The organism is Mycobacterium sp. (assembly GCF_052144515.1).
GTDB lineage: Bacteria > Actinomycetota > Actinomycetes > Mycobacteriales > Mycobacteriaceae > Mycobacterium.
Map to the genome: position 1 here is coordinate 1 of NZ_JBKQQD010000580.1, position 22,018 is coordinate 22,018.

Genomic DNA, 22,018 nt, shown 5'->3' on the forward strand with positions numbered 1-22,018 from the left:
ATGATGCCCGCCCAGCAGAGGCAAGGTTGCCATGTCGACCGGAATCATCGGCGAGCAGTTCCTCTTGGTAATGCACCGATCTTGGTGGCCAGGGCCGGGATCGAACCGGCGACCTTCCGCTTTTCAGGCTGAGGCGAAGTCAGACGCGAGACGTTTGTGCTGGTCAAGCTGGACGAATTGGACCCATCTCAGGGCTTCAGAGCACGCGATATGAACGGGGTGGCGGATCCGAGGCGGATGAAAACGAACCCGTGATCCGTAGGCACTGTCAACGGCGGCTGAATCTGGACCCCTTTGCGACGGCTCCCCGCTGGTGGCCAGGTAGAAGTCCCCGCCCCATGCGGTAGTTCGCTGGTTGGTTAGGGGTTTCTCGGCTCTTCGTAATTCAGAGTGCATTGACCATGGTGTGGAGTGCGCCGCGGTGGAGCAGTGAGCGATTCGGTAATGGGTGAGCTTGCGGAATCCGAGCCCCACGACGCCGCTACGGTGCCAAGCGCCGATCGCGCCATCACCTGCCGTCGGCGATTGGCGCTCAATGTTCTGGAGCGCTAATTTCCTGGGGTGATGTTCTCAGCTGCTGGTGCAGTCGCGCGGTGGATCGCCCCCTTCCTAACGGTTGCGGCCGTTGCCGGCATAGGTTTTCTTGCCGACCCGGTGCAGGTCGGTCCCGCCCCGGCGGTGCGCTTGGCCGATGACGCCAACCCGTTGGCCGGCATGCCCTTCTACGTCAATCCCACCTCGGCGGCCGTGCGCGCCGCGCAGCATGCCGATCCGCCGAGTCCCGAGTTGACCGCCATCGCCAACACGCCGCAGGCGTACTGGATCGTCCCGGGCACTTCCGCAGCTACGGTCGCGAAGTACACCGGCGACGCGCAGGCTGCTGGCGCCATCCCGGTTCTGACACTTTATGGAATCCCGCACCGCGACTGTGGCAGCTTCGCTGCGGGTGGCTTGGCGACGGCCGACGACTACCGCGCGTGGATCGATGGCATCGCATCCGACGTGGGCGCTTCGCGGGTGGCAATCATCGTTGAACCCGATGCACTCGCCATGGCCGACTGCCTATCGCCTGACCAGCGCCAAGAACGCTATGACTTGATTCGCTACGCCGTCGACACGCTGACGCGCAATCCAGCCACGGCCGTATACGTCGACGCTGGCCACTTACGCTGGCATAGCCCGGAGGACATGGCCGCCAGGCTCAACAAGGTCGATGTCGCCCGTGCGCGGGGTTTCAGCGTCAACACTGCGAACTTCTTCACCACCGGGGACGAAATCGGTTACGGCGAGGGGATTTCGGCGCTCGCCAATGGTTCGCACTACGTGATCGACACATCGCGCAACGGCGTCGGACCAGCGCCCGACTCCGGGCTCAACTGGTGCAACCCCAGCGGCCGAGCGCTGGGCACTCCGCCTACCGCGGCTACCGGGGGCGCGCACGCCGACGCCTACTTGTGGATCAAACGTCCCGGTGAATCCGACGGAACATGCGACAAAGGTGATCCGCCGGCGGGCACCTTCGTGAATCAGTACGCCATCGATCTGGCCCGCAACGCGGGCCAGTAGGAGGGCTTCGCGCTTGTGTTGCAACAGGTTTGATTCATCGGTTCGATGATGGTGGGGTTGGCGGGCATGACGTTCATCGGCGCCCCAGTCGGGTCAGTCGGGCGCGATCGTTGGCCCAGCGCATCACCGGGGTGGCGGCGCATTTCGGCGAGCGTAGCCCTGCTTTCGGCGCGGTCGGCGACGGGAACGAGCGCCCAGAAAGTTTACGAAAATTTGGTGTGACCACTGCCAGCATGTACAGACGGTGCCACGAAGCCAATTGAGATTCGTATGCGAACGATGCAACACCAATCTGAAACGCCGCACCGGTTGAATCATCACGCGGTGCCATGTCGGTGATAACGACTGGGCGAGTGCTTCGTCGATTGCCTTGATCATGACGGCCCGAACTTTCGGGAACCAACGCGCGATGCCTAGGAAGCCAGCCGCAAAGTGCAGCCCGGTCTGGCGGGAGCGATGCCCGGTCTCGCTATCGTCGAGACGCCACAGATTTGCGTTAAATAATCAGAACGACCTTGTTCCATCAATGCAACGGGAGAGGAAAGTGGCGCAAAGGAGGAAAGCGTTCATAACGGGAGCGAGCCGAGGGATCGGCAAGGCGATTGCGATCCGACTGGCGCAAGGCGGCTTTGATGTCGCCATTATGGCGCGCACGATCGAGGAAGGCGAGCAGCGCGAACATTCGAGCACCGTCAAAAAATCCGACACGACGCCCTTGCCCGGAAGCCTGACCAGCACGGCCGATGCGATACGCGCGGCCGGTGCGGAGGTGATGGTGCTGCCGGCCGACCTGCTCGATCGGGGATCGTTGGGCGCCGCCGCGACAACGATGCTCGAACGCTGGGGCAATGTCGATGTGGTGGTGCACAACGCACGTTTCATCGGGCCGGGGCATATGGATCTCATCACCGAAACACCGGTCGAAGTCCTGGAAAAGCATGTGCAGGGCAACGCCTTCGCGCCGCTCGTGCTCAACCGCGTCTTCCTTCCGGCCATGCTGAAGCGGGGCGGCGGGACGATCATCTACATCACGTCCGGAGCGGCCTACGATGCGCCGCCGGCGAAGGTCGGAAAAGGCGGGTGGGGGCTCAGCTACGCCATGTCGAAGGCGGCGGGACACACCATTGCCGGCCTGCTCGCGGTCGAATACGCCGACCAGGGAATCCGCGCGTTCAATGTCCAGCCGGGCGCGATCAGAACAGAGCGCATCGCCCAGGACATGGCCGGCTTTGGGTTTTCGGCCGATGACGGCACCTGGCAGCCGCCCGAGGTCATCGGCGAGGTGGTGTATTGGCTGGCGACATCGCCCGAGGCGGACGCCTATAACGGCGAGTGTATCCAGGGCCAGGACCTCTGCCATCAGCGCAACCTGTTGGCCGGATGGAATCCGAAGGCAGCGCTCGACGGCCCGATCATCCACCCGTCCAAGATCCGCTAGACGAAAAGCCGGGCGCGGCGGTTTCGCGCTCGGCTTTTCCCTCGCCATCGCTTCCGCGATTGCGTTCGCCGTCATTAATGCGTGACCTTGGCCCGTCGTCGCTTTCGAAGGCAGCAGCTCTGCCTCAGCTTTCGTTGTTCAGTCGGTAATAGCAGCCTGACGTTTGGCGACGGCACTGATCGAAGAACCATTGCGACGCTGGTGGAGCTAACGGGATTCGAACCCAGCCTTGACAAGGCAAAACGTCGGCATACCAGCAGTTTCGCTCCGTCTCGTTCCGATTCGGTCCCGCTCGCTACCTGCGCGTTTGCTTTCGGGTCTTGACGGCGTCAAGAGCTGTCGGAGGAGGCGATCTGATGACCCCAAGCGAGGCCTCAGCGATCGACGCCTCCATGACCGGAGCGCACCAATGCGTTACTGGGACGCAGGAAGCCGGGCGGCTGGAGCTTTCGGACTGCCCGCAGCGCCGCTGAAGGGATCACGCGTTTGAAGAAGAAGCTGGCGTCGAAAGCGGCGCGTACTTCCTTGACGTAGGAATTCGGGATACCGAATCGGATCAGGCCCTGGCTCACGTCGACGAGGTCGGCCCGCCGAAAGGCCTCCACCAGCGGTGCATGGGGTCGGGTCAGGCGGTATCTGGAAAGCCGATGATGTTCGGCGACAATGAGCGCCAGCTCGTCGGACCAGTTCTCCCGGCCGGTCTCTTGCAGCCATGCGTCCTGCGCCTCGATCGACGGCACCAGGTAGTCGAGGGTGTCGAACGCGGCCAGGTCATGAAACGCTGCGGCGATCGCGACCTTGTCGTCGCGGTCGGGTCCGTGTGGGGTGAGCGCGCGGGCGAAGTTGACGACGCGGTACACGTGCGCTTTGTAGGCGTCGTAGCCGGCTTCGTCGCCGTGGGCACGCTGGCGGTGAGACTCGAGGATCTCGTCGGCCAGGGGCAAGCTGCGGAGGATCTCCGGCGCGATCACGCGATGAGCGTACGTCCGGCGGCCCGCTTCATTTCCCGAGGCGGGCGGCGGGGTGGAGATCGCGGGCATCGTCGTTGGCCGGCCGGAGCTGATATCCGCGTCGCGGACAGCAGTGTCTTCACTCTGTCCACGACCACACAACGTCCCGCATCGCCGAAAACGCAAACAGCGACTTCGACATCATCGACGCCGATATGAATTCGCGGCCCACCCTGCTGGTCATCGACGAATTGGGGTATCTACCCTTACCCCATCATTCTCAACTGAATATCAGATCGGCATCCGATAACCGTAGAACTCGTGGTCTTCGTTATATCCGCCTTGTCCAAACCCGAGGTGGGCGAAACTGTCCACGAACTCGATCGCCTCGATCCACTTGACCTGCTTGAAACCGATCTCGCGCTCATTTCGCAGCCGCAGCGGCGCACCATGGGCTTCGTTTAGCGGCTGGCCGTTCATTTCGTAGGCGAGCAGACACGTCGGTTCACGCATGTGCTCGATCTTGTGGCAGTCGTAGTACCGGCCTTCGGGTGTCCCGCCGGCTCCTTCGGCGAAGGAGTAGAACACCACCCAGCGAGCCGACGGCCGCGGATGTACAATATCTAGAATGTCCGACATGACCACGCCTCCCCATCTGGCGACACCGGACCATCCTTGGATGCAGTAGTGCTGGGTGATCTTTTCGTGTTTGGGCAGTGCGCGAAGTTGGTCGTAGGACAGTGTGACCGGATTCTCGACGAGTCCTTCGATTCGCAGTGAATAATCTTTCCAGTTATCGGCTTGCAAACGACGATAATCATCGGAGGTCGGCAGCGTGCCGTTCGGCCAGAGATACGGCGAAATGTCTTTTTCAGAATAGGTCGCGTTGGGATGGAGTCGTTCCATCATGTCATTCAACCATCCCACCATCCAGCGACCGACTACCTGGACCACACCGGGATAGCGGAGCGTGACGGGAGAGGCACTCAACCACATGCCGATGATGACGATCATCGCCACGATGTAAATCAGTAGTGGCCAATACGATTTGGTATCGGTGCCCAAGACGATGTGGTTCAGGTTCCCCACGAGTCCGGTGGTGAACACCATCACCGTGTGGACAAAGATGAAAAACACCATCCACACGAGAAGTGCGAAATGAGCGGTACGCGCGACCTGGCGGTTAAAAACGCCCCGGCCGAAACCGAACCGCGCAGCAATCGCCGGCGCCTGCAACAGTCCGGTGAGGAACGCCAATGGCGCAGCCACGAAGACAGTGGTGAAGTAGGCGATGATCTGCATCCCGTTGTAATTCGTGAAACCTTCGTTCGACGGGAAATCAAGAGATGCGTACTGAACCGCTGTGGAGAGCGCATTGGGGAGAACATCCCATGATCGTGGGACGATCCGCCGCCACTGCCCCGTGGAAAAAAGCAATACATAAAAGACGAGGCCATTCACCAGCCACAAGAGATCGAAGCTGAAGTGCCACCACCGCGCCAGCCCGATCGTGTGCCGTATTCCAGGAATTCCCAACCATTTTGGCAGGGCAACCGCATCATCCTTCGCCGTCCACACTCGCGCTGCGTCCTCTTGGTCCAAACGGTCCGCCGGAACCGGATCGCGCATTCTGAACCATTCAGTTCCGGGGCGGCAGCCTGAATTGAGATACAGCCGGGGGTGATCGGCGAGAATCTGTATTCCTGCCCGAATGATGAACATCATGAAAATGATGTTGAACAGGTGCTGCCAACGCAGCCATGCCGGAAATCCGGAGGTGACCGGCGGTGCATACGTTGTCGATGTTCCCGGATAGGTCTCAATGAAGCTTTGCATCCAGCCGTACTGACGTAACTGCTGCCCCAACGCGATCGCGACGACGAGCCCGGCGACACCGATAGGTACCAGCCACAGCGTATTGAGCCAGTGCCGATTGACCCGAATCGCTGGCACCCGTGCTTGGTCCTGTGTTATCCCCCCGGCCCAGTCCGTGAGATCGACGCGGCGCTTGAGCACTGGCGGGCGCCCACGCTGGTCGAGCAACGACTCAGATCGGCGATGGGCAGCCGCGCCGCTGTCGGACTGCGGATTGCCAGTCATACTGTGCCCTCTCTGGTTCTCGCGCTGAGACGATTTCGATCACCGGTGGCGCCCCGTACCCGAACAAGTTACGACTCAGTTCGGGTTTGTGCAGCTGAACAGCCCTGGCACGGATGAACTCGTCGCTGAACCGGCTCATCTGACCGACCCCGCCAGCACCACACAGCCGCACCACGGAAACCCAACCGCCGCAGCGTCGGTGCGGCCTTCGCCAAGAGTTGGCGCAGGGACGGCGTTGTTTTCCGATCCGTTGAGGCGCCGGTTCGCCTGCACGGCAAGGTTTTTGCAGTCTTTGAGAGGAACGCGAGTACAGTAACTCCGATGGCTGCCGCCCCGTCGAATGAACGGATGATCGCCGGGGTCGCCGCCGCATCCATCTCGCTCGGGGTAGCCCAGCTGGTTAGCATCCCGTTCGGTGCGCGGGCCGATGCGCGTGCTGCGATCGGCTCAGTGGTCGTCGACCTGACACCGGGGCCCATCAAAGAGTGGGCGATTCAGGCCCTGGGCTCTCTGGACAAACTCTTCCTGGCCGTCGTCGTGCTCGTGGTGATCGCGACGGTCGCGGCAATCGCCGGTAGCCTAGAGACTCGGCGCCGCCCAGTCGGCAGCGCTGTGATCGTCGCGGCGGGCGTCCTCGGATGCAGCGCAGTGCTGTCGCGGCAGGCTGCGACAGCACTCGACACGATCCCCACCGTCGCGGGCGCCGCCTGCGGCGTGGCGACCCTACGCTTGCTCACCCGTCGCTTCTGGCCCGGCCCCAGAGACCAGGAAGCCAGAGCCGATCACGACGAGCCGGATGTCGGCAGGCGCAGGTTGGTCATGGTCGGATTGCTTGGATTCGGAGTAGTGAGCGGCGTGGTGGGTGCGGTCATCACGCGGTTGGTGCATTCGGTCGCCGGTGACCGCAACAGCGTCACACTTCCCCGACCACGCATACCGGCGCCGCCAATACCTGCCGATGTGCAACCGAACGGCGTTGCGCTACCAAGCTTTATCACCTCCAGCGCCGACTTCTACCGGGTGGACACAGCACTAACAGTCCCCCAACTCAGCCACCGCGACTGGCGGCTGCGCATCCACGGCATGGTCGACCGCGAAGCCAGCTACAGCTTCGAGGAGCTCGCCGGCTTTGACGTCGTCGAAATGGTGATGACATTGACATGTGTGTCGAATCCCGTTGGGGGCAACCTGATTTCGACGGGTGTGTGGACAGGTTACCGGATGGCCGATCTGCTGGCGGCCGCCCGTGTACACGCGGACGCCGACATGATGCTGTCGACATCGATCGACGGGTTCACCGCCGGCACGCCAGTTGAGGCGATCACCGATGCCCGCAACGCGCTCCTAGCGGTCGGCCTCAACGGTCAGCCACTGCCAATCGAGCACGGCTACCCTGCCCGGTTGGTAGTACCCGGGCTCTACGGGTACGTGTCGGCCACCAAGTGGGTCGTTGACATGGAGCTGACCCGCTTCGACAAAGCAAAGGCGTACTGGACGCGGCAGGGCTGGGCACCGCGTGCACCCATCAAGACCGAGTCGCGCATCGACGTGCCCAAAGGCGGTCAGAAACTGCCGATGCGACCCGTGGTGTTCGGCGGTGTCGCGTGGGCACAGAATCGTGGGGTGCGCGCCGTGGAGGTCCGCATCGACGACGGCGCGTGGCAGCCCGCCGAACTGGGCGCGAGCTATTCCAACGCGACGTGGCGATTGTGGAGCTTCCCCTGGCAGCCGAAAAGCCCCGGGAAACACACCATCACCGTGCGCGCCACCGACAACACCGGAGCTACCCAAACCGCAGATCAGGTTGGTAGCGTCCCCGACGGCGCCACCGGCTGGCACACAGTGGACTTCACCGTGGCGGAGACATGAAGCACTATTTCGACGAGAGTTTCCGCCAGCTGAATACCGCAATCACGCTGCCGATCACCACCGTGATCGGACCAATGATGGACCAGGTGGTGGTGTTGCTCATCGGGCTACCACCAAGCACTCCGAATCCCTGCAGCGCCCAGATCAGACCGAACGCTGCGACGAGCACCCCGAGCGCGAGCGTGACGACGAAAGCCCTTCTCATACAGGGATCCTAGGCGCCGGAGGCGGGATGTCGCGCCCGACCCGGCAGACCGCGCAGGCATCACCCGGACCTGCGGAAACTCGGTGGAGCTAAGGGGATTCGAACCCCTAGTCATTTCCTGCGGAAACATGCTCTGATCTGCGGTAACTGTTCGATGGTGTTGTTACGGGACGTCTCTGTGTCCTGAGGCTATGCGTCGGCGTGTTACGCGACGTAACAGTGCTGAGGCGGATCGGACGAGTGACGCCATCACCACTGCTGTGGAACCTCAGGCCCGACCACACCCTTTAATGTGACGAGGTGACACCGGAGGAACTCCCCGGCCGCCTCACGGAGATGTTCCGTGGCCAAACGCAAGCCGCCAGCGACGGACAGCGCGCGTCGGTCCGTCGCTGGCAAGGCACGGATAGGTTCTACCGGCAGGTCCAACGTGCCGCGGCGCAAGGGGTCGATGTGCCCGAAGAAGCCCAAGCCGTTATGGAGGACCTGATCGGCCTGGCCCAGCCTTTACGCGACGATGTCGTGGTCTGGCGCGGCGTCAGGTCGGTTGACGAGACGTTCGGCGTTCCTGCAGAGCATTTGGAAGATCTCGTAGGGGCCGCGCGCGTGGCCGCCCAGTTTTTTGCAACGTCAGCCGATCGCGGCATTGTCGAGGGCGAGTTCACCGAGCCGGCAACAAGTCCGGCGCTGCTGCGAGTTCACGCCGGGCGAGGCTCGCACGCGCTCTGGGTGCCGCCGCTGGGCGATGAAGAAAACGCTGGTCAGATGGAGCTGCTGTTCCTTCCGACAGTTCAGGTGCGTATCCTTGGTGTCGACCGCAGCGGAGATATGCCGATCGTGTTTGTGGAGGTGAGCGATGGGTAAGTTCACCGACGATGTGCCGCTGCTAGACGACGGTGCAGTACAACCGCCGAGTGCTCAACTGCTAATCCGCAAGCTCAAAGTCGAGAACTCCGCGGCAGATATCCAGAGCCAGGCGATCGAGCGCTGGCTGATTACCAACGATCCCGGCCCAAGCCTAGAGCGCAGTTTGCGCCGGCACGGCTTTGGCGGGCTGCTCAAGAAACGGCGTGGCTCCGCGTCTGGCCGTGCGACCGCATAAATACGAATTAGCAAACCTTGGGTCCTGATAGTTCCAGTTATTGCTTGTTTCTCATTGTGCGACAACCGGATTGACTATCTCGAAGCTCCGATCAGAACCGGGCGATTCCGGTCGGTTCCCGGTCACTGGCGGTGAATAAACGGTGACCGCCAGCCAGCCTGTAACCATTCCACCAAAACACCGCCGCCGCCGCGCGACCCTGTCCCCAGACTGCCAGGAGCGGGCAGACACAGTAACCAGGCACGATCGGGCGCAAATGGTCGTGTAGGCGGCGTTGCTGAGACAGCAACTGCCGTCACAGTTGTCGTCAAAACTGTCTCGGATCGAGGGTTGCGGCGCGTCTCCGCCGCGCCGGCCAACCCTGGTCGACATAGATCCGATTCGCCTTCACACCGAGCGTGGTCCGCAGCGCACCGTGCTGGGCGGTGAGATCCTGGGCATCAGTCGGGGAGCCTGCATAACCCGATGAGCATTCCGGCCACCGAAATCCTGTACCGGTTAGGCGGCGATCACTGCGACCGAGTCGCTCAGTACGGTCGGCGATCGTTGCCCGCGGCGGCCCGCGAACACGCCGGCTGGCATGCCGGCCAATGGCGGCATCAACCCACGCGCGGTGCCGCATTGCACCCAAACCGTCGTGCTCAACCGGTGCGCCGAACGCCGGCAGCCGTCATCGTCAACGACCGGGTCGCGATCACCCAGCGACCATGCAAGTGCGACCGCGCCAGTCGGTGTAGCTACAGCGCTCGTTTGACGCGACATTTGAGAAGCCAAGAACTTTAGTTCTGAGACCCCCGTCGAGTTTGGCTAACGATTCGTTAGACATACGGAACGACTTCCGTGATGGCAGTTCCTCAACTCACACGAGATATGCCCATCAAACTGAAACGTTCTCGCCGCGTTAGCGGTAAGCGATCCCTAAAGTGCGCGTAAGCCGGGGCATCGGTGTGAGCCCGAGCAAGATGTGGTTGAACCGCTCCACGACGCTCGATCGTAAATACCCAAAGTTTGTCGAATCTGGGTCGAGATCATGCCTAGAGTATGTAATATTGTCTACTTATGAGCTACCGGTTTGCTCATCGTGTCCCCGCCTGGATACCGGCGCGGGACTGCCTCAACCGCCAGCAGCAGTTCCGGGCGATCTGTCGCGTTCGGATTGGCAGATGTTGTCCGTGACCACTGCCGGCGCCGCACACAACGACAGAAAGGCAAAGTCAAATGGCAACATTCACTGGGAAAACCGCTGCCCGCAGGACCTTGCCGCTGGCCGCATACGGCCCGCTCGTCCTAGCAAGCGCGGCGGCTCTAGCTACGCCGGTACACGCCGCACCCACATGGATGGCGGGAGCGGTGAACTCCAACTCGATGAGCGCCAAGACCGAGGCGTTCTTTTACACCAACGCCTATACCGAGTCTGATGCCGAGCAGCATGCGATGGCGAACTGCCAAGCGAAGTTCCCGACCGGCTGCCAACTCGCCGGAAGCACCACGACCTGCATGGCTGTCGCCGTCGGCCAAGGCAGCGTTTACGCCGTCGCCTACGGTCCGACTGCGCAAACGGCGCAAGTGCTGGCGGCGACGAAGATCCACAACCGCATCAACCCACCGGGGCATTGCAGTTGGGAATGAAAGTATTACGCGAAGCCCAATCTGCTGCGGCTGCGGGCGCTGATGAAGAGGAACATCATGGAACCTGGGCACGCATCCACCTACTCGACTGATGAGCTACTGCGGATGGCCATCGCCCACCGCATCCGGCTCACCCAACGCCAAAACATCCTCAAGCGGGACCTGCGCCAGCGCGCCGCCGAATTGACGGCCATTGAGGAAACCTTGGAGCACGTGATAGCGACGGAGAATCGACTCTTGAGAGAGCGGCAATTTGAGGCAGCGAACCTCGGTAGGCATCCGACGGGCGGCTAAAATGGTTCCGCCAGGAGAGAACGTGGCTGCCAGATCGCTTCTTTCAGCGAATGCATCACCTTTGCTCCCAGGCCAAGGATCCACACGCGTAGGTTGAACTCGAAGATCTCATTGCCGTCTGGACCATCGCCCATTTTGTGCCGCGATGCTTCGGATGAGTTGGAGTGTTACGAGCACTGAGCAGGGCGTCGCGTTGTTCGCGCAGGAACGTTGCCCAAAGGCATGCTTCCGGATGACATTCCTGCCTCCCGAGTTTCATCGTCTAGTCCCGCTCCGGCCGAGCCATGTCGGCAGCTCGGAAATCGCGACTGCAGCTAACGGCGGCAAAGTGCTTGAGCGCCACCGCGGCAGACCACGGATCGGATGCATTGAAACAGGCACGGATTAGGTTGTCCACGCACCAGCAGCCTGGCTGAGCTTGAACCTGATGGCAGGGAGCAGCGAGTGGCGGCACGGGAGGCGCGTCGGGCGCGCGGCCAGGCTCATGAACCCTACGAGGTATCGTTGGCCGCCTTAGATTGCGTGCACGCTCAGCGCCTCGTCGTTAGCGAAGCCGGCCATCCGCAACCTGCGCCTAAACAGCAGTGACTCCATCGCTTCGCCTGCCACGGGGCGCGAGAACAGGAAACCCTGCGCCCGGTGACATCCATGCTCTATCAAAGTCATTGCGGCAGCTGGCGTCTCAACGCCCTCAGCGACCAGTTCCAGGCCGAAGGCCTCAGCGAGTACGAGGATGGAGCGAACGATGGCCAGGTCGCTGGCGTTGGTGTCCAAGTCGCGCACGAACCCGGCGTCGATCTTGAGCGTATCGACCGGAAGCGATTTCAGGTGCGACAGGACGGCGTAGCCGGTGCCGAAGTCGTCGATGGCGATCTGGACCCCCACCTCCTTCAACTTCGCAAGGGTTCTGCGAGTGGCTTTGATGTCGCCGACCAAAGCACGCTCGGTGATCTCCAGGCACACCGAATTGGCGTTGACGCCGAACTCGTCGAGGGTGTCCGCGACAGTGCGGACGAAACCGGGAATGACCAATTGACGAGGCGAGACATTGATGCGCAGTATGACGTCTCGTCCCACGCCGTGCGATCGCCACCGGCTGAATTCGGCACAGGCACTTCGCATCACCCATCGGCCCAACTCTCCGGCGAGGTTGGTCGATTCGGCTACACCGATGAACGAATCCGGTAGCAGCAGCCCGCGTGTCGGGTGCCGCCAACGGACCAGCGCCTCAGCCCCCAGGATCACGCCGGTCAGCAAGTCGACTTCGGGCAGATAATGCAGCAGCAGCGCGTCGCTGTCGATGCCCGCTTGCAGATGGAGCTCGATATCGTTGCGAAAGACGACGTTGCGGGAGATGTCGTCGGTGCACACTGCAACCTGGTTGCCGCCGCCGCGCTTGGCCGTCAGGGCGGCCTCATCGGCGCGACGGAGTAGATCCGCGGTGTCGTCGCGTCCCGGCCTGCCCGCCGCCATCCCGATGCTGACGGAGGGAGTGATGACATCGTCGCCGATCTTCAGCGGACCGCGCAACGTCGTCTGAAGCCGGTGCGCGAGTGATTCCGCGGTCTCAGTTAACATCGCTCGGTCCGGAATGACGAGGAACTCGTCCCCGCCGACCCGACCGATCGTGCCCAGCCCTCGCATGCTGCCCTGAAGCCGTTCGGCGAATACCTGGAGGTAAAAATCGCCGGCGGCGTGGCCGAAGTAATCATTGATCGACTTCAGTCGGTCGAGGTCAAGATACAAGACCGCGACGGGTCCGGTGCATCCCGCCGCGAGTCTGGCGGAAAGGTGCGCGATAAGCGATCGACGATTGTGCAGGCCGGTCAAATCGTCATACTCAGCCAGGTAGCGAAGCCTTTCTTCGGCGGCGATGCGGGCCTGGAGCTGTGCAAACAAAGAGGCGACCGCCCCGATCGTGCCTACCTCACCTTTCTTCCACTTCCTGCCACGAAAGTTAACGAAGCCAAGCACGCCGGTGGTCTCCGCGTTTGAAACGAGCGGTGCGGCGGCCACCGAGGGCGTCGCAACGCGGTGCCTTCCCGCGATCTCGCGTCGGAACGCCTTATAAGCATAGTTTGTCGAGGCCGGCGGCCGAATCACAACAGGTTCCGCGGGCTGAATCACAAGCGGTTCCTTGCCATGCGCGCAAGGGGCGAAGACGTCGTCGCCGCTAGTGAAGGGGACAATCGGCAGGGGATCCGGGGTTGGACGGTTGGGTCGCGGTGGCCATTCGACGATCAACTTCGAGGTCCCGATGGTTTGGTCGTTGTGGCGTAGGAAGCCGGTGTCCGCGTCGAACCGGTGGACGAGCCTCGCCAGTACCTGTTCGCTCACAGTGGTAGCGGTGAATGTATTAGCCTCCATCATCTGGGCGGCAACGGAGGCGACGAACTTTAGGTCGGGCGGCACGGATCCTCGATTGCCGCGGTGCGGACGATCTCAACCGCTTCAAGCACGTCATCAGAGAATTCGGCCCATGCCAGCCCGGTCGTGTGCGGTGTCTCGGTCATCGTTGGACTCCTCAAACATCCAGGTGGTTGCCGTTGTTCGCAGACGCGGAGACCAACCTTTTTACGCGGGTAGCTAACGCGAGTCTCAACGCTGTGACCGTCGCTACGCAGGCACGAGTGACTATAGCCCCTTCATCGCGCGGTCGCTTGGCGCCTTCGGCGTGTCGACGGCGGCTGAAAATTGACCCCCTGCCGGTGGTGGTTGGCAGCCACCGGACCAGGGCGTCAAAATTCAGATGCCGCGCCGGGGTCAGAATTCACGTGCCGCTGACACGGCGAGCGCTTGGCGTGAAACTCAAGTTTGGTGGCAACATTTGAGAAACTGAGAACCTTAATTCTGAGACTGTATGGACTTTGGCAAACGAGCGACAGGGTATTGAACGGCCGCCCGTCATGGCATCGCTTCGGCCCACGCGATATGTCCCTCGAAACCAAGGGATCTCGCCTTGTGGCGGTAGCGATCGCTGAAGTGCGCGTAAGCCGGGGCATCGCCGTGAGCCCGCGCCAGGAGAGCCCGGAGCCGCAGCAGCCAGATGTCACGCATCGCCAGACCCTCTTCGGCTGGCGCGGCCGCTAGCCGCTCGATCGCGGCCTCGGCTTCGGCCACGTCACCGTCGGCCCCGCGATCGAGCAGTGTCTCCACCAGAACACCCATCGTGGGAATGCCCCACCCTCGCAGCTGTCCCTGGCGGATCATATGGTCGATGGCGGCGCGCATGAGCGGGACGGCGTCATCGCGATCTCCACGCCGAGCCTCTCCCGCGCCAAGTACACGTTGACGATCGCTAAATTGGCCCAGGCGCGGCAGTCACAGCGGGTTCGATCAGGTGGTGGCCGGCGCCATTATCGCCAACGTGGCCGTGCTGGTCGCCGGCTACCTGGTCGGCGGCCATGAGCTAGCCTTCGAGCTGGTGCACGACGCCATCTTGGCGTTCTTCATGTTCGAGCTGGGAGCGCGGCTGCGGGCTGGTGGCTGGCGGTTTCTGCGCCGGCCGTTCAACCTGTTCGACATGTTAGTGATCCTGGCATCAGCGCTGCCGGTGCTGGGCATGGACGCTTCGCTGCTGCGGGTGGCCAGCCTGGCGAGGGCGGCGCATCTGATGCGGCATCTGCCCCTGCTGCGGTTGTTCCGGTTCGCCCGTTGATGCGGTTGGGGCGTCGTCGTCTCGCTGTGATCATTCAAGCCCTTGAGGCCCGCAGCCTCAGGCCCATCCGGACAATGCATGCGTAAGGCCCGGCAGCTTGCTGGCCTCGACTAAACACCTCGGGACGGCTGGCGGAAGAACCCGAAACGTTTGCCGATGAACGCCCAGACGCCCAGGTGATTCACCTCACCCCCGATTGAAAACCCTTCAGGCCATCAGAGGACCAAAGTTAGCCAGCAGGGGTCCAAGGTCACTTGAGTCCTGCGGTCGGCCCACTTCATGCTGAGAGGTCAGCATCTTCTTCCCTGCGGACCCTTTACCGAGGATGGGATCGATGCATGGCACAGAAGGCGAGCGGGCCATGGGAATCGAGACAATTCGCAGGAGTGGCGTCGAGCAGCCCGTTGGCTACGTGGCGGAGGGATGGGTCGAGGCCGGCAACCTCGTAACGGCCGACGAGGAGTTCGTAGCCGAAGCTGAGACTCTCAAAGACCCCGCGGAGATCGGGGCTCTATGTCAACAGACCCGTTTGTCATACGGCTAGATTTTACCGTATTACCAGGTCAAAGGGTGGAGCTAAGGGGATTCGAACCCCTGACCTACTCGATGCGAACGAGTCGCGCTACCAACTGCGCCATAGCCCCTGATCGCTAGCAGGCTACCAGTTCTACGAACCCGACGGCCCCAGCACCGCCGGCCGGTGCTACTGGCCGACGGCTCGCGGCAGGTCCCGGGGCCACCCATAGGCCCGCACCGGGATGTCGTAGTCCAGATGCTCGAAGATCGGGTCCTCGTCGTCGATCTCCAGGACCACCGCGCCCGGGCGCCGCAGCCGCGAGGGGACCACGTCGAATTCGCGGTCCGCGGCGTTCTCCACGCCGAGCCGTGCCCGCGCCATCCGGTGCATCCGGCGACGACGCACCTTCTCCTCGATCCGGGTTTGCCGGCGCAGGTATGCCAGGTAGAGCACCGTGATACCGGTGGCAGTGCCACATACGCACCAGGCGGTCGGTGTCACCTCGAACGCTGCCGTGGCCGAGCCGACCAAGACGACCGCCATCACCATCAGGACGCGCTTGCGGAACCTGTACTTGCGGGCGCTGACCGCAGCGGCGGTCTTCGTGTCGAACCGACGCCGCCGTGAGGCGGCCGGTGCGACGGGCGGCGCAGCCCCGTCCTCCGGAGCGTCGTCGTCCTCTTCGGGCTCCAGGCCGGACGAGTCCTCGATGTACTCGTATTCGTCGTCGTGCTCGCGCTCAGCCTCGTGGGGCACGGTTTCGGTCTCGTCGGCCTCGAGCAGAGGCTCGGTCTCCGCCGCGCTGACTCCCGCCGGCAGCGCCCCCGAATCTTCGATGACATCGACGTCGAGGTAGTCGGGCTCGGTCTGCTCGGCCACCGCGACCTTCATGACGACCGGGTGCGTGGGCCGGGAATTGTCGGCGTCATGTTCCTGGTCCTGGTCTTGCTCCTCATCGGAGCATTCGTCCTGGTCAACGTCGTCGAGGTCGCTCTCCTCCGGCTTCCAGTCGGGGTCGCTGCGATGTCCCGCGGCGGGACCTTTACGCCTAAGCAGACGAGAACCCGCACCGCCGTTCAGCACCCGGGTCGCCAACGCGACGTCGCTCGTGCGCCGCACCGCGTCGCGTTTGCTGATCAGCATCGGAACCAGCACAAACAGCCACAGCACCACCAGCGAGATCCACAACAACGATTGGGGAATGCTTGGCATGACGACTCGCTCTCTTCGGTTCCGATCCCCGCGCGGCCTATCCGTGGCCAACGCGGCCGGGTCCATGCGACCAGCACAATTACACACCTGTAATTTGCCCATTACAAGCACCAACGGTCACTCGTGTCACGTCAGCCACAGTCAAGCCACGCTGGGGTTTTACCGCGCGCGGGGGCGCCCCATCACGGCCAGCTGGCGTGCCCGGCCCGCACCAGGGTCGACGTCACCGATCCGTACACCTCTTCGACGGTGATGGCCACCAACAAATGGTCTCGCCACGCCCTGTCGACTTCGAGGTAGCGGCGCAACAGACCCTCCTCGCGAAATCCGACCTTTGCCAGCACGGCGCGGCTGGCGGCATTCTCCGGGCGCACGGTGGCTTCCACGCGATGCAGCATGACCGGACCAAAGCAGTGGTCAAGACCCAGCGCCAACGCTCCGGTGGCCACCCCGCGACCGGTCGCCGACTTCGATACCCAGTAACCGATCCATGCCGACCGCAACGCCCCGTGGGTGACGTTGCCGATGGTCAGCTGTCCGCAGAACCGCCCGTCGAGCTCGATCACGTACGGCAGCATCCGTCCCTTACGGGCCTCCGAACGCAGACCGGAACACAGTGCCGGCCATGCGGCGACGGTGTGCCGGACCGTCCAATCGCCCTCCGCGCTGGGCTCCCATGGCTCGAGGTGCGCGCGGTCGGCCAACCGGATCCGGCTCCACTGCGCCCCGTCACGCATCCGCACCGCCCGCAGCCGGATCAACCCCGCCGGGACCCGCAGCGGTCCCACGTCCAGGGGCCAACCTGGATGCCGCGGGTTGGAGCGCAGGAGGTTCACGAACGGGCGCACTCGTCTGAGTCAGCCGCGCTGAGCCAGGAAGGCGACATCGACGATCTCACCGGTGCGGATCTGCTCCGCGCCGCTGGGAATGACCACCAGACAGTTGGCTTCCGCGAGTGTCGCCAGCAGATGCGATGACGCCCCCGGAGCCCCGCCCAGCGCCTGCACCAGGTATTCACCGCTTTCCTGATCGCGCATCAGCTGACCGCGAAGATAACCCTTGCGCCCGGCCACCGATGTGATCGGAGACAGCGTGCGGGCCTGCACGATCCGGCGCATGGGCTGGCGCTTGCCCAGCGACAGGCGGATCAGTGGTCGGACCATCACCTCGAAGACCACCAGGGCGCTGACGGGATTGGCCGGCAGCAGGAACGTCGGAACACCCTCGCGCCCCAGCTGCCCGAAGCCCTGGACGGAGCCGGGGTGCATGGCGACGCGGACGACCTCCATCTCGCCGAGCTCGGACAGCACCGCGCGCACCGCCTCGGCCGCGGCACCCCCGACACCGCCGGCGATCACCAGGACCTCGGCTCGATTGATCTGCCCCTCGACGATCTCCCCGAGCTCCTTGGGGTCGTTGCTGACGATGCCGATGCGGTTCACCTCCGCGCCGGCATCGCGGCCGGCCGCCGCCAGGGCGTAGGAGTTGACGTCGTACACCTGTCCGTTGCCCGGGGTGCGCGAGATGTCGACCAGCTCGCCACCCACGGCCATGACCGACAGCCGAGGTCGCGGGTGCACCAGGACACGTTCGCGGCCGACCGCCGCCAGCAGCCCCACCTGGGCCGCGCCGATGATCGTTCCGGACCGCACGGCGACGTCGCCGGGCTGGACGTCGTCGCCCGCGCGCCGCACGTAGGCACCCGAGGGGGCGCCGCGCAGGATCCGCACCCGCTGCGTCCCGCCGTCGGTCCAGCGCAACGGCAGCACCGCGTCGGCCAGGGTCGGCAGCGGGGCCCCGGTCTGCACCCGGGCCGCCTGGCGGGGCTGCAGCCTGCTGGGTGTGCGCGAACCGGCTTCGATGGTTCCCGTCACCGGCAAGACCAGCCCGCCGCGCTCGTCTTCGTCGCTGCCTTCGTCGGAAAACCCACCGACGACGCCCACCCCGCCCTCTCCGAAGCCCACCCCGACCACGTCGACGCTGCGCACCGCGTAGCCGTCGATTGCGGCCTGATCGAAGCCGGGCAGCGGCCTTTCGGTCACCACTTCCTCGGCACACATCAATCCCTGCGCCTCGGCGATGGCAACACGCATGGGCCGCGGGGCGACCGCGGCGGCCGATATCCGGGCCTGCTGCTCCTCCACAGAACGCACGAGCGCGCCTTTCTGCCCTCAAGCCGTGACGGGCGCCAACGCCGGGAGCGAACCGGGCCTTTTACCGTCCGGTTACAGCTCGGTCAGGCCTAATCGCGCCACCAACCACCGCCGCAATTCCGGGCCGTAGTCGTCACGATCCAATGCAAAGTCAACCGCAGCCTTGAGGTAGCCGCCGGGATTTCCCAGGTCGTGTCGAGAGCCGCGATGCACCACGACGTGAACCGGGTGGCCCTCGCTGATCAACAGCGCGATCGCGTCGGTGAGCTGGACTTCGCCGCCGGCGCCGCAGTCGATGCGGCGCAGCGCGTCGAAGATGGCGCGGTCGAGCACGTAGCGGCCCGCCGCGGCATACATCGACGGTGCGTCCTCGGTCCTGGGCTTCTCCACCATGCCGTTGACCTTCAGCACGTCGGGATTGTCACCGCCGGGGACCGCCTCGACGTCGAAGACTCCGTAGGCGCTGATCTCCTCGGGCGTCACCTCGATGGCGCACAGCACCGTGCCGCCGTGCTCGGCCCGCACCGTCGACATCGTCTCCAGGACGCCCGTCGGCAGCACCAGGTCGTCGGGCAGCAGCACCATCACGGCGTCCTCGTCGGCCGTCAGCACGGGCTCGACGCAGCTAATCGCGTGTCCCAGTCCGAGTGGTTCGGCCTGCACCACGGACTCCACCTTGATCAGGGCCGGTGCGCGCCGCACCTTGGCCAGCATGGCTTTCTTGCCGCGCGCCTCGAGCGTGCCCTCCAGCACCAGGTCTTGGACGAAGTGCGCGACGACGCCGTCCTTACCTTCGGAGGTGACGATCACCAGGCGCTCGGCCCCGGCCGCGGCCGCCTCCTCGGCGACCAGCTCGATGCCGGGCGTGTCGACGACAGGCAGCAGCTCCTTGGGCACCGTTTTGGTCGCGGGCAGAAAACGCGTGCCCAAACCGGCCGCTGGGACGATCGCCGTGAATGGGATCGGGACTTCTGCTGGGCGTGACATCGTTCACACCATAACCCTCGGTAGGCCCACCGCCTGGGTGTGACCCGGGGCTGTCATCGTTAAACAATGGCGACCTCGACCAAGGCGGCGTTGCGGGAACAGCTGCTGTTGGCCCGCCTTGATGTTGCCGAGGAGGTTCGGGCCGCCGAGGCCCGGATGCTGGGCGAGCACGTGGAGCTCGTGGTGAGCGAGGGCACCACGGTCTGCGCGTACGTGCCAGTGGGCACCGAGCCGGGGTCCATCGAGATGCTGGATGTGTTGCTGCGCCGGGCGAAACGGGTGCTGCTGCCGGTTGCTCGCACCTCCCACGACGGCACCCCAATGCCGCTGCGGTGGGGCGACTACCGGCCGGGTGGACTCACCCGCGGACCCTGGGGGCTGCTCGAACCGCCCGAACCCTGGCTGCCCGAGTCCGCCCTCGCCGAGGCCGGCCTGGTGATTGTGCCGACACTGGCGATCGATCACCGCGGCGCGCGGCTGGGCCGGGGCCGGGGCTACTACGACCGGTCGCTGCCAGGCCGGGACCCGCACGCGCGGCTGATCGCAGTGGTGCGCGACGACGAGCTGGTCGAGAAGTTGCCGGCGGAACCGCACGACGTACCGATGACTCACGCACTGACGCCGGGGCGCGGCCTGATCGCGCTGCCAATCCGGGATAACCGGAGGGAATGATCGTCATCACGTGGCGGTTCTAGCACTTGAGACGGTAGAGTGCCAATCCAGGTTTCATATCATGCGGAGGTCTTTTGTGCCGACTTACAGCTACGAGTGCACCGAGTGCGCCGACCGCTTCGACGTTGTGCAAGCCTTCACCGACGACGCGCTGACCACGTGTGAGAAGTGCTCCGGTCGGCTGCGCAAGCTGTTCGGCTCCGTCGGCGTGGTGTTCAAGGGCAGCGGCTTTTACCGGACCGACAGCCGCGAATCGGGCAAGAAATCGACGAGCTCGACCAACGGGTCGTCGAGTAGCGAGTCGGGGACGAGTTCGGGGTCCAACGAAAGCAAGCCGTCAGGCTCATCCGAAAAGTCCGACAAGTCGGGCAGCAGCTCGACGCCGGCCACAGCGGCCGCCTCGAGCTAGCGGGTTATCCACTGGGTTATCCACAGCGCACCACCCGACCGGCGCTCCCGCCGGTGCACGCCGCCTACCGTGTGCAGCGTGGCGGAACCATCGCTGAACCCAACCCTGTTCAGCCGGATATCGGCCTGGTTGCGCCCTGACTGGACGCGGACCGTTCTGTTTCGGCGCGTGGCCGCCGGCGCGCTCGTGGTGCTGGCGGGCGTGGCCACATTGCGGTCGAATCCCGACGATGATCGTGCCGAGGTGGTGGTGGCCGCGCGCGACCTGAGGCCCGGCACCGCGTTGACATCCGATGATGTCCGGCTCGAAAAGCGTTCGGCGACAACGGTTCCCGACGGGTCACGAGCCGACCTGAGCGCAGTGGTCGGATCCACTTTGGCCAGCCCGACGCGGCGCGGTGAAGTACTCACCGACGTCCGGCTGCTGGGGAGCCGGCTGGCCGAGTCAACGGCTGGGCCCGGCGCCCGCATCGTCCCGCTGCACCTGGCGGACAGCGCGCTGATCGACCTGGTTCGGGTGGGCGACGTCGTGGACGTGCTGGCTGCGCCGGCCAACGATGCGCCGGGTTCTGCCTCAGCGGTCAGCAAGGTGGTGGCCACCGACGCCGTCGTTGTCCTCGTGTCGGCCAAGGAGAAAACGCAGTCCGCCGAGGGTGACCGCGTAGTGTTGGTTGCGCTTCCGGCTCGCGTGGCGAATACGGTGGCAGGTTCGGCGCTGGGTCAGGCGGTAACCCTCACCCTGCACTAGCAAACTGCGTCCAGTTCAGAAAGGACTCCCATGTTCAAAGGGTTCAAGGAGTTTCTGTCGCGGGGCAATATCGTCGACCTGGCCGTCGCGGTGGTCATCGGTACGGCGTTCACTGCATTGGTCACCAAGTTCACCGACAGCATCATCACGCCTCTGATCAACCGGGTCGGCGTCAACGCAAATTCCGACGTCGGCGTCTTGAAGATCAGCATCGGGGGCGGTCAGACCATCGACCTCAACATTCTGCTATCGGCCGCGATCAACTTCTTGCTGGTCGCGTTCGTGGTGTATTTCTTCGTGGTGCTGCCCTACAACACGCTGCGCAAGAGAGGTGAGGTCGAGCAGGCGGACGACGCCCAGATCGTCCTGCTCACCGAAATCCGCGATCTTCTCGCCCAGAGCAACGGCGGCTCGTCGGGCCGGCACGGCGGCTTAGGCCAAGCGCCAACACCGGACTACGGACCCCGCGCGGACGCCGAAACGCAGATTCACGGCGGCTGAGTCAGATCG

The 22,018-nt window shown here is 63.9% G+C and carries 22 protein-coding genes and 1 tRNA gene; 13 read left to right on the forward strand and 10 right to left on the reverse strand.

Features of this window, described 5'->3' with window-relative positions:
* The first annotated feature begins 561 nt into the window (after nt 1-561).
* Both ACLP9N_RS40085 and ACLP9N_RS40090 read left to right on the forward strand, forming a co-directional pair.
* Nucleotides 562-1,566: a glycoside hydrolase family 6 protein gene (locus tag ACLP9N_RS40085; protein WP_442412589.1), complete on the forward strand. Its 1,005-nt coding sequence runs from the start codon at nt 562-564 to the stop codon at nt 1,564-1,566.
* 544 nt (nt 1,567-2,110) lie between these two features.
* Nucleotides 2,111-3,004, forward strand: a complete 894-nt coding sequence (locus tag ACLP9N_RS40090; protein WP_442412590.1) for an SDR family NAD(P)-dependent oxidoreductase — start codon at nt 2,111-2,113, stop codon at nt 3,002-3,004.
* A 374-nt stretch (nt 3,005-3,378) separates the two neighbouring features.
* Here ACLP9N_RS40090 and ACLP9N_RS40095 read toward each other — a convergent pair whose 3' ends face one another.
* Both ACLP9N_RS40095 and ACLP9N_RS40100 read right to left on the reverse strand, forming a co-directional pair.
* Nucleotides 3,379-3,975 carry an HD domain-containing protein gene (locus tag ACLP9N_RS40095; RefSeq protein WP_442412591.1) on the reverse strand — a complete coding sequence of 199 codons (597 nt, stop codon included), beginning with the start codon at nt 3,973-3,975 and terminating at the stop codon, nt 3,379-3,381.
* 270 nt (nt 3,976-4,245) lie between these two features.
* On the reverse strand, nt 4,246-6,054 hold the full coding sequence (locus ACLP9N_RS40100) for a molybdopterin-dependent oxidoreductase (RefSeq protein ID WP_442412592.1): 1,809 nt from the start codon (nt 6,052-6,054) through the stop codon (nt 4,246-4,248).
* Between the two features lie 321 nt (nt 6,055-6,375).
* On the opposite strand from ACLP9N_RS40100, the gene ACLP9N_RS40105 reads away from it, so the two are divergent.
* Complete coding sequence (locus ACLP9N_RS40105; RefSeq protein ID WP_442412593.1) at nt 6,376-7,923, forward strand: molybdopterin-dependent oxidoreductase; 1,548 nt, start codon at nt 6,376-6,378, stop codon at nt 7,921-7,923.
* A 4-nt stretch (nt 7,924-7,927) separates the two neighbouring features.
* On the opposite strand, the gene ACLP9N_RS40110 is transcribed toward ACLP9N_RS40105, so the two are convergent.
* Nucleotides 7,928-8,128, reverse strand: a complete 201-nt coding sequence (locus tag ACLP9N_RS40110; protein WP_442412594.1) for a hypothetical protein — start codon at nt 8,126-8,128, stop codon at nt 7,928-7,930.
* A 300-nt stretch (nt 8,129-8,428) separates the two neighbouring features.
* Between ACLP9N_RS40110 and ACLP9N_RS40115 the strand changes: the two genes are divergently transcribed.
* From ACLP9N_RS40115 to ACLP9N_RS40130, 4 genes are all read left to right on the forward strand, one after another.
* Nucleotides 8,429-8,992, forward strand: coding sequence for a hypothetical protein (locus ACLP9N_RS40115; protein WP_442412595.1), 564 nt, complete (start codon nt 8,429-8,431; stop codon nt 8,990-8,992).
* On the forward strand, nt 8,985-9,230 hold the full coding sequence (locus ACLP9N_RS40120) for a hypothetical protein (RefSeq protein WP_442412596.1): 246 nt from the start codon (nt 8,985-8,987) through the stop codon (nt 9,228-9,230). Before ACLP9N_RS40115 ends, ACLP9N_RS40120 begins: the two co-directional genes overlap by 8 nt.
* Nucleotides 9,231-10,448: 1,218 nt before the next feature.
* Nucleotides 10,449-10,859 carry a DUF4189 domain-containing protein gene (locus ACLP9N_RS40125; protein ID WP_442412597.1) on the forward strand — a complete coding sequence of 137 codons (411 nt, stop codon included), beginning with the start codon at nt 10,449-10,451 and terminating at the stop codon, nt 10,857-10,859.
* A gap of 57 nt (nt 10,860-10,916) precedes the next feature.
* Complete coding sequence (locus ACLP9N_RS40130; protein ID WP_442412598.1) at nt 10,917-11,153, forward strand: hypothetical protein; 237 nt, start codon at nt 10,917-10,919, stop codon at nt 11,151-11,153.
* A gap of 513 nt (nt 11,154-11,666) precedes the next feature.
* Here the strand turns inward: ACLP9N_RS40130 and ACLP9N_RS40135 are convergent.
* On the reverse strand, nt 11,667-13,565 hold the full coding sequence (locus ACLP9N_RS40135) for a putative bifunctional diguanylate cyclase/phosphodiesterase (protein WP_442412599.1): 1,899 nt from the start codon (nt 13,563-13,565) through the stop codon (nt 11,667-11,669).
* 492 nt (nt 13,566-14,057) lie between these two features.
* Nucleotides 14,058-14,384 (reverse strand): hypothetical protein, encoded by a 327-nt coding sequence (locus ACLP9N_RS40140; protein WP_442412600.1) that lies wholly within the window; start codon nt 14,382-14,384, stop codon nt 14,058-14,060.
* Between the two features lie 109 nt (nt 14,385-14,493).
* Here ACLP9N_RS40140 and ACLP9N_RS40145 point away from each other — a divergent pair, with 109 nt between their 5' ends.
* Nucleotides 14,494-14,811, forward strand: a complete 318-nt coding sequence (locus tag ACLP9N_RS40145) for an ion transporter (RefSeq protein WP_442412601.1) — start codon at nt 14,494-14,496, stop codon at nt 14,809-14,811.
* Nucleotides 14,812-15,145: 334 nt separating this feature from the next.
* Complete coding sequence (locus tag ACLP9N_RS40150) at nt 15,146-15,355, forward strand: hypothetical protein (RefSeq protein WP_442412602.1); 210 nt, start codon at nt 15,146-15,148, stop codon at nt 15,353-15,355.
* A 27-nt stretch (nt 15,356-15,382) separates the two neighbouring features.
* On the opposite strand, the gene ACLP9N_RS40155 is transcribed toward ACLP9N_RS40150, so the two are convergent.
* From ACLP9N_RS40155 to ACLP9N_RS40175, 5 genes are all read right to left on the reverse strand, one after another.
* A tRNA-Ala gene (locus tag ACLP9N_RS40155) sits at nt 15,383-15,455 on the reverse strand.
* Nucleotides 15,456-15,514: 59 nt separating this feature from the next.
* Nucleotides 15,515-16,540, reverse strand: coding sequence for a divisome protein SepX/GlpR (gene sepX / locus ACLP9N_RS40160; protein WP_442412603.1), 1,026 nt, complete (start codon nt 16,538-16,540; stop codon nt 15,515-15,517).
* 182 nt (nt 16,541-16,722) lie between these two features.
* A complete protein-coding gene (locus tag ACLP9N_RS40165; protein ID WP_442412604.1) occupies nt 16,723-17,376 on the reverse strand; it encodes a GNAT family N-acetyltransferase in 654 nt (217 codons plus the stop codon).
* 21 nt (nt 17,377-17,397) lie between these two features.
* Nucleotides 17,398-18,693 carry a molybdotransferase-like divisome protein Glp gene (gene glp, locus ACLP9N_RS40170; RefSeq protein WP_442412605.1) on the reverse strand — a complete coding sequence of 432 codons (1,296 nt, stop codon included), beginning with the start codon at nt 18,691-18,693 and terminating at the stop codon, nt 17,398-17,400.
* A gap of 72 nt (nt 18,694-18,765) precedes the next feature.
* Nucleotides 18,766-19,680, reverse strand: coding sequence for a UTP--glucose-1-phosphate uridylyltransferase (locus ACLP9N_RS40175; RefSeq protein WP_442412606.1), 915 nt, complete (start codon nt 19,678-19,680; stop codon nt 18,766-18,768).
* 66 nt (nt 19,681-19,746) lie between these two features.
* Between ACLP9N_RS40175 and ACLP9N_RS40180 the strand changes: the two genes are divergently transcribed.
* The 4 genes from ACLP9N_RS40180 (at nt 19,747) to mscL (ending at nt 22,009) form a co-directional block, all read left to right on the forward strand.
* Nucleotides 19,747-20,352 (forward strand): 5-formyltetrahydrofolate cyclo-ligase, encoded by a 606-nt coding sequence (locus ACLP9N_RS40180; protein ID WP_442412607.1) that lies wholly within the window; start codon nt 19,747-19,749, stop codon nt 20,350-20,352.
* A gap of 76 nt (nt 20,353-20,428) precedes the next feature.
* Nucleotides 20,429-20,761 carry an FmdB family zinc ribbon protein gene (locus tag ACLP9N_RS40185; RefSeq protein ID WP_442412637.1) on the forward strand — a complete coding sequence of 111 codons (333 nt, stop codon included), beginning with the start codon at nt 20,429-20,431 and terminating at the stop codon, nt 20,759-20,761.
* Between the two features lie 78 nt (nt 20,762-20,839).
* Nucleotides 20,840-21,508, forward strand: a complete 669-nt coding sequence (locus tag ACLP9N_RS40190; protein WP_442412608.1) for an SAF domain-containing protein — start codon at nt 20,840-20,842, stop codon at nt 21,506-21,508.
* 30 nt (nt 21,509-21,538) lie between these two features.
* On the forward strand, nt 21,539-22,009 hold the full coding sequence (mscL, locus tag ACLP9N_RS40195) for a large-conductance mechanosensitive channel protein MscL (RefSeq protein ID WP_442412609.1): 471 nt from the start codon (nt 21,539-21,541) through the stop codon (nt 22,007-22,009).
* Nucleotides 22,010-22,018 lie beyond the last annotated feature (9 nt).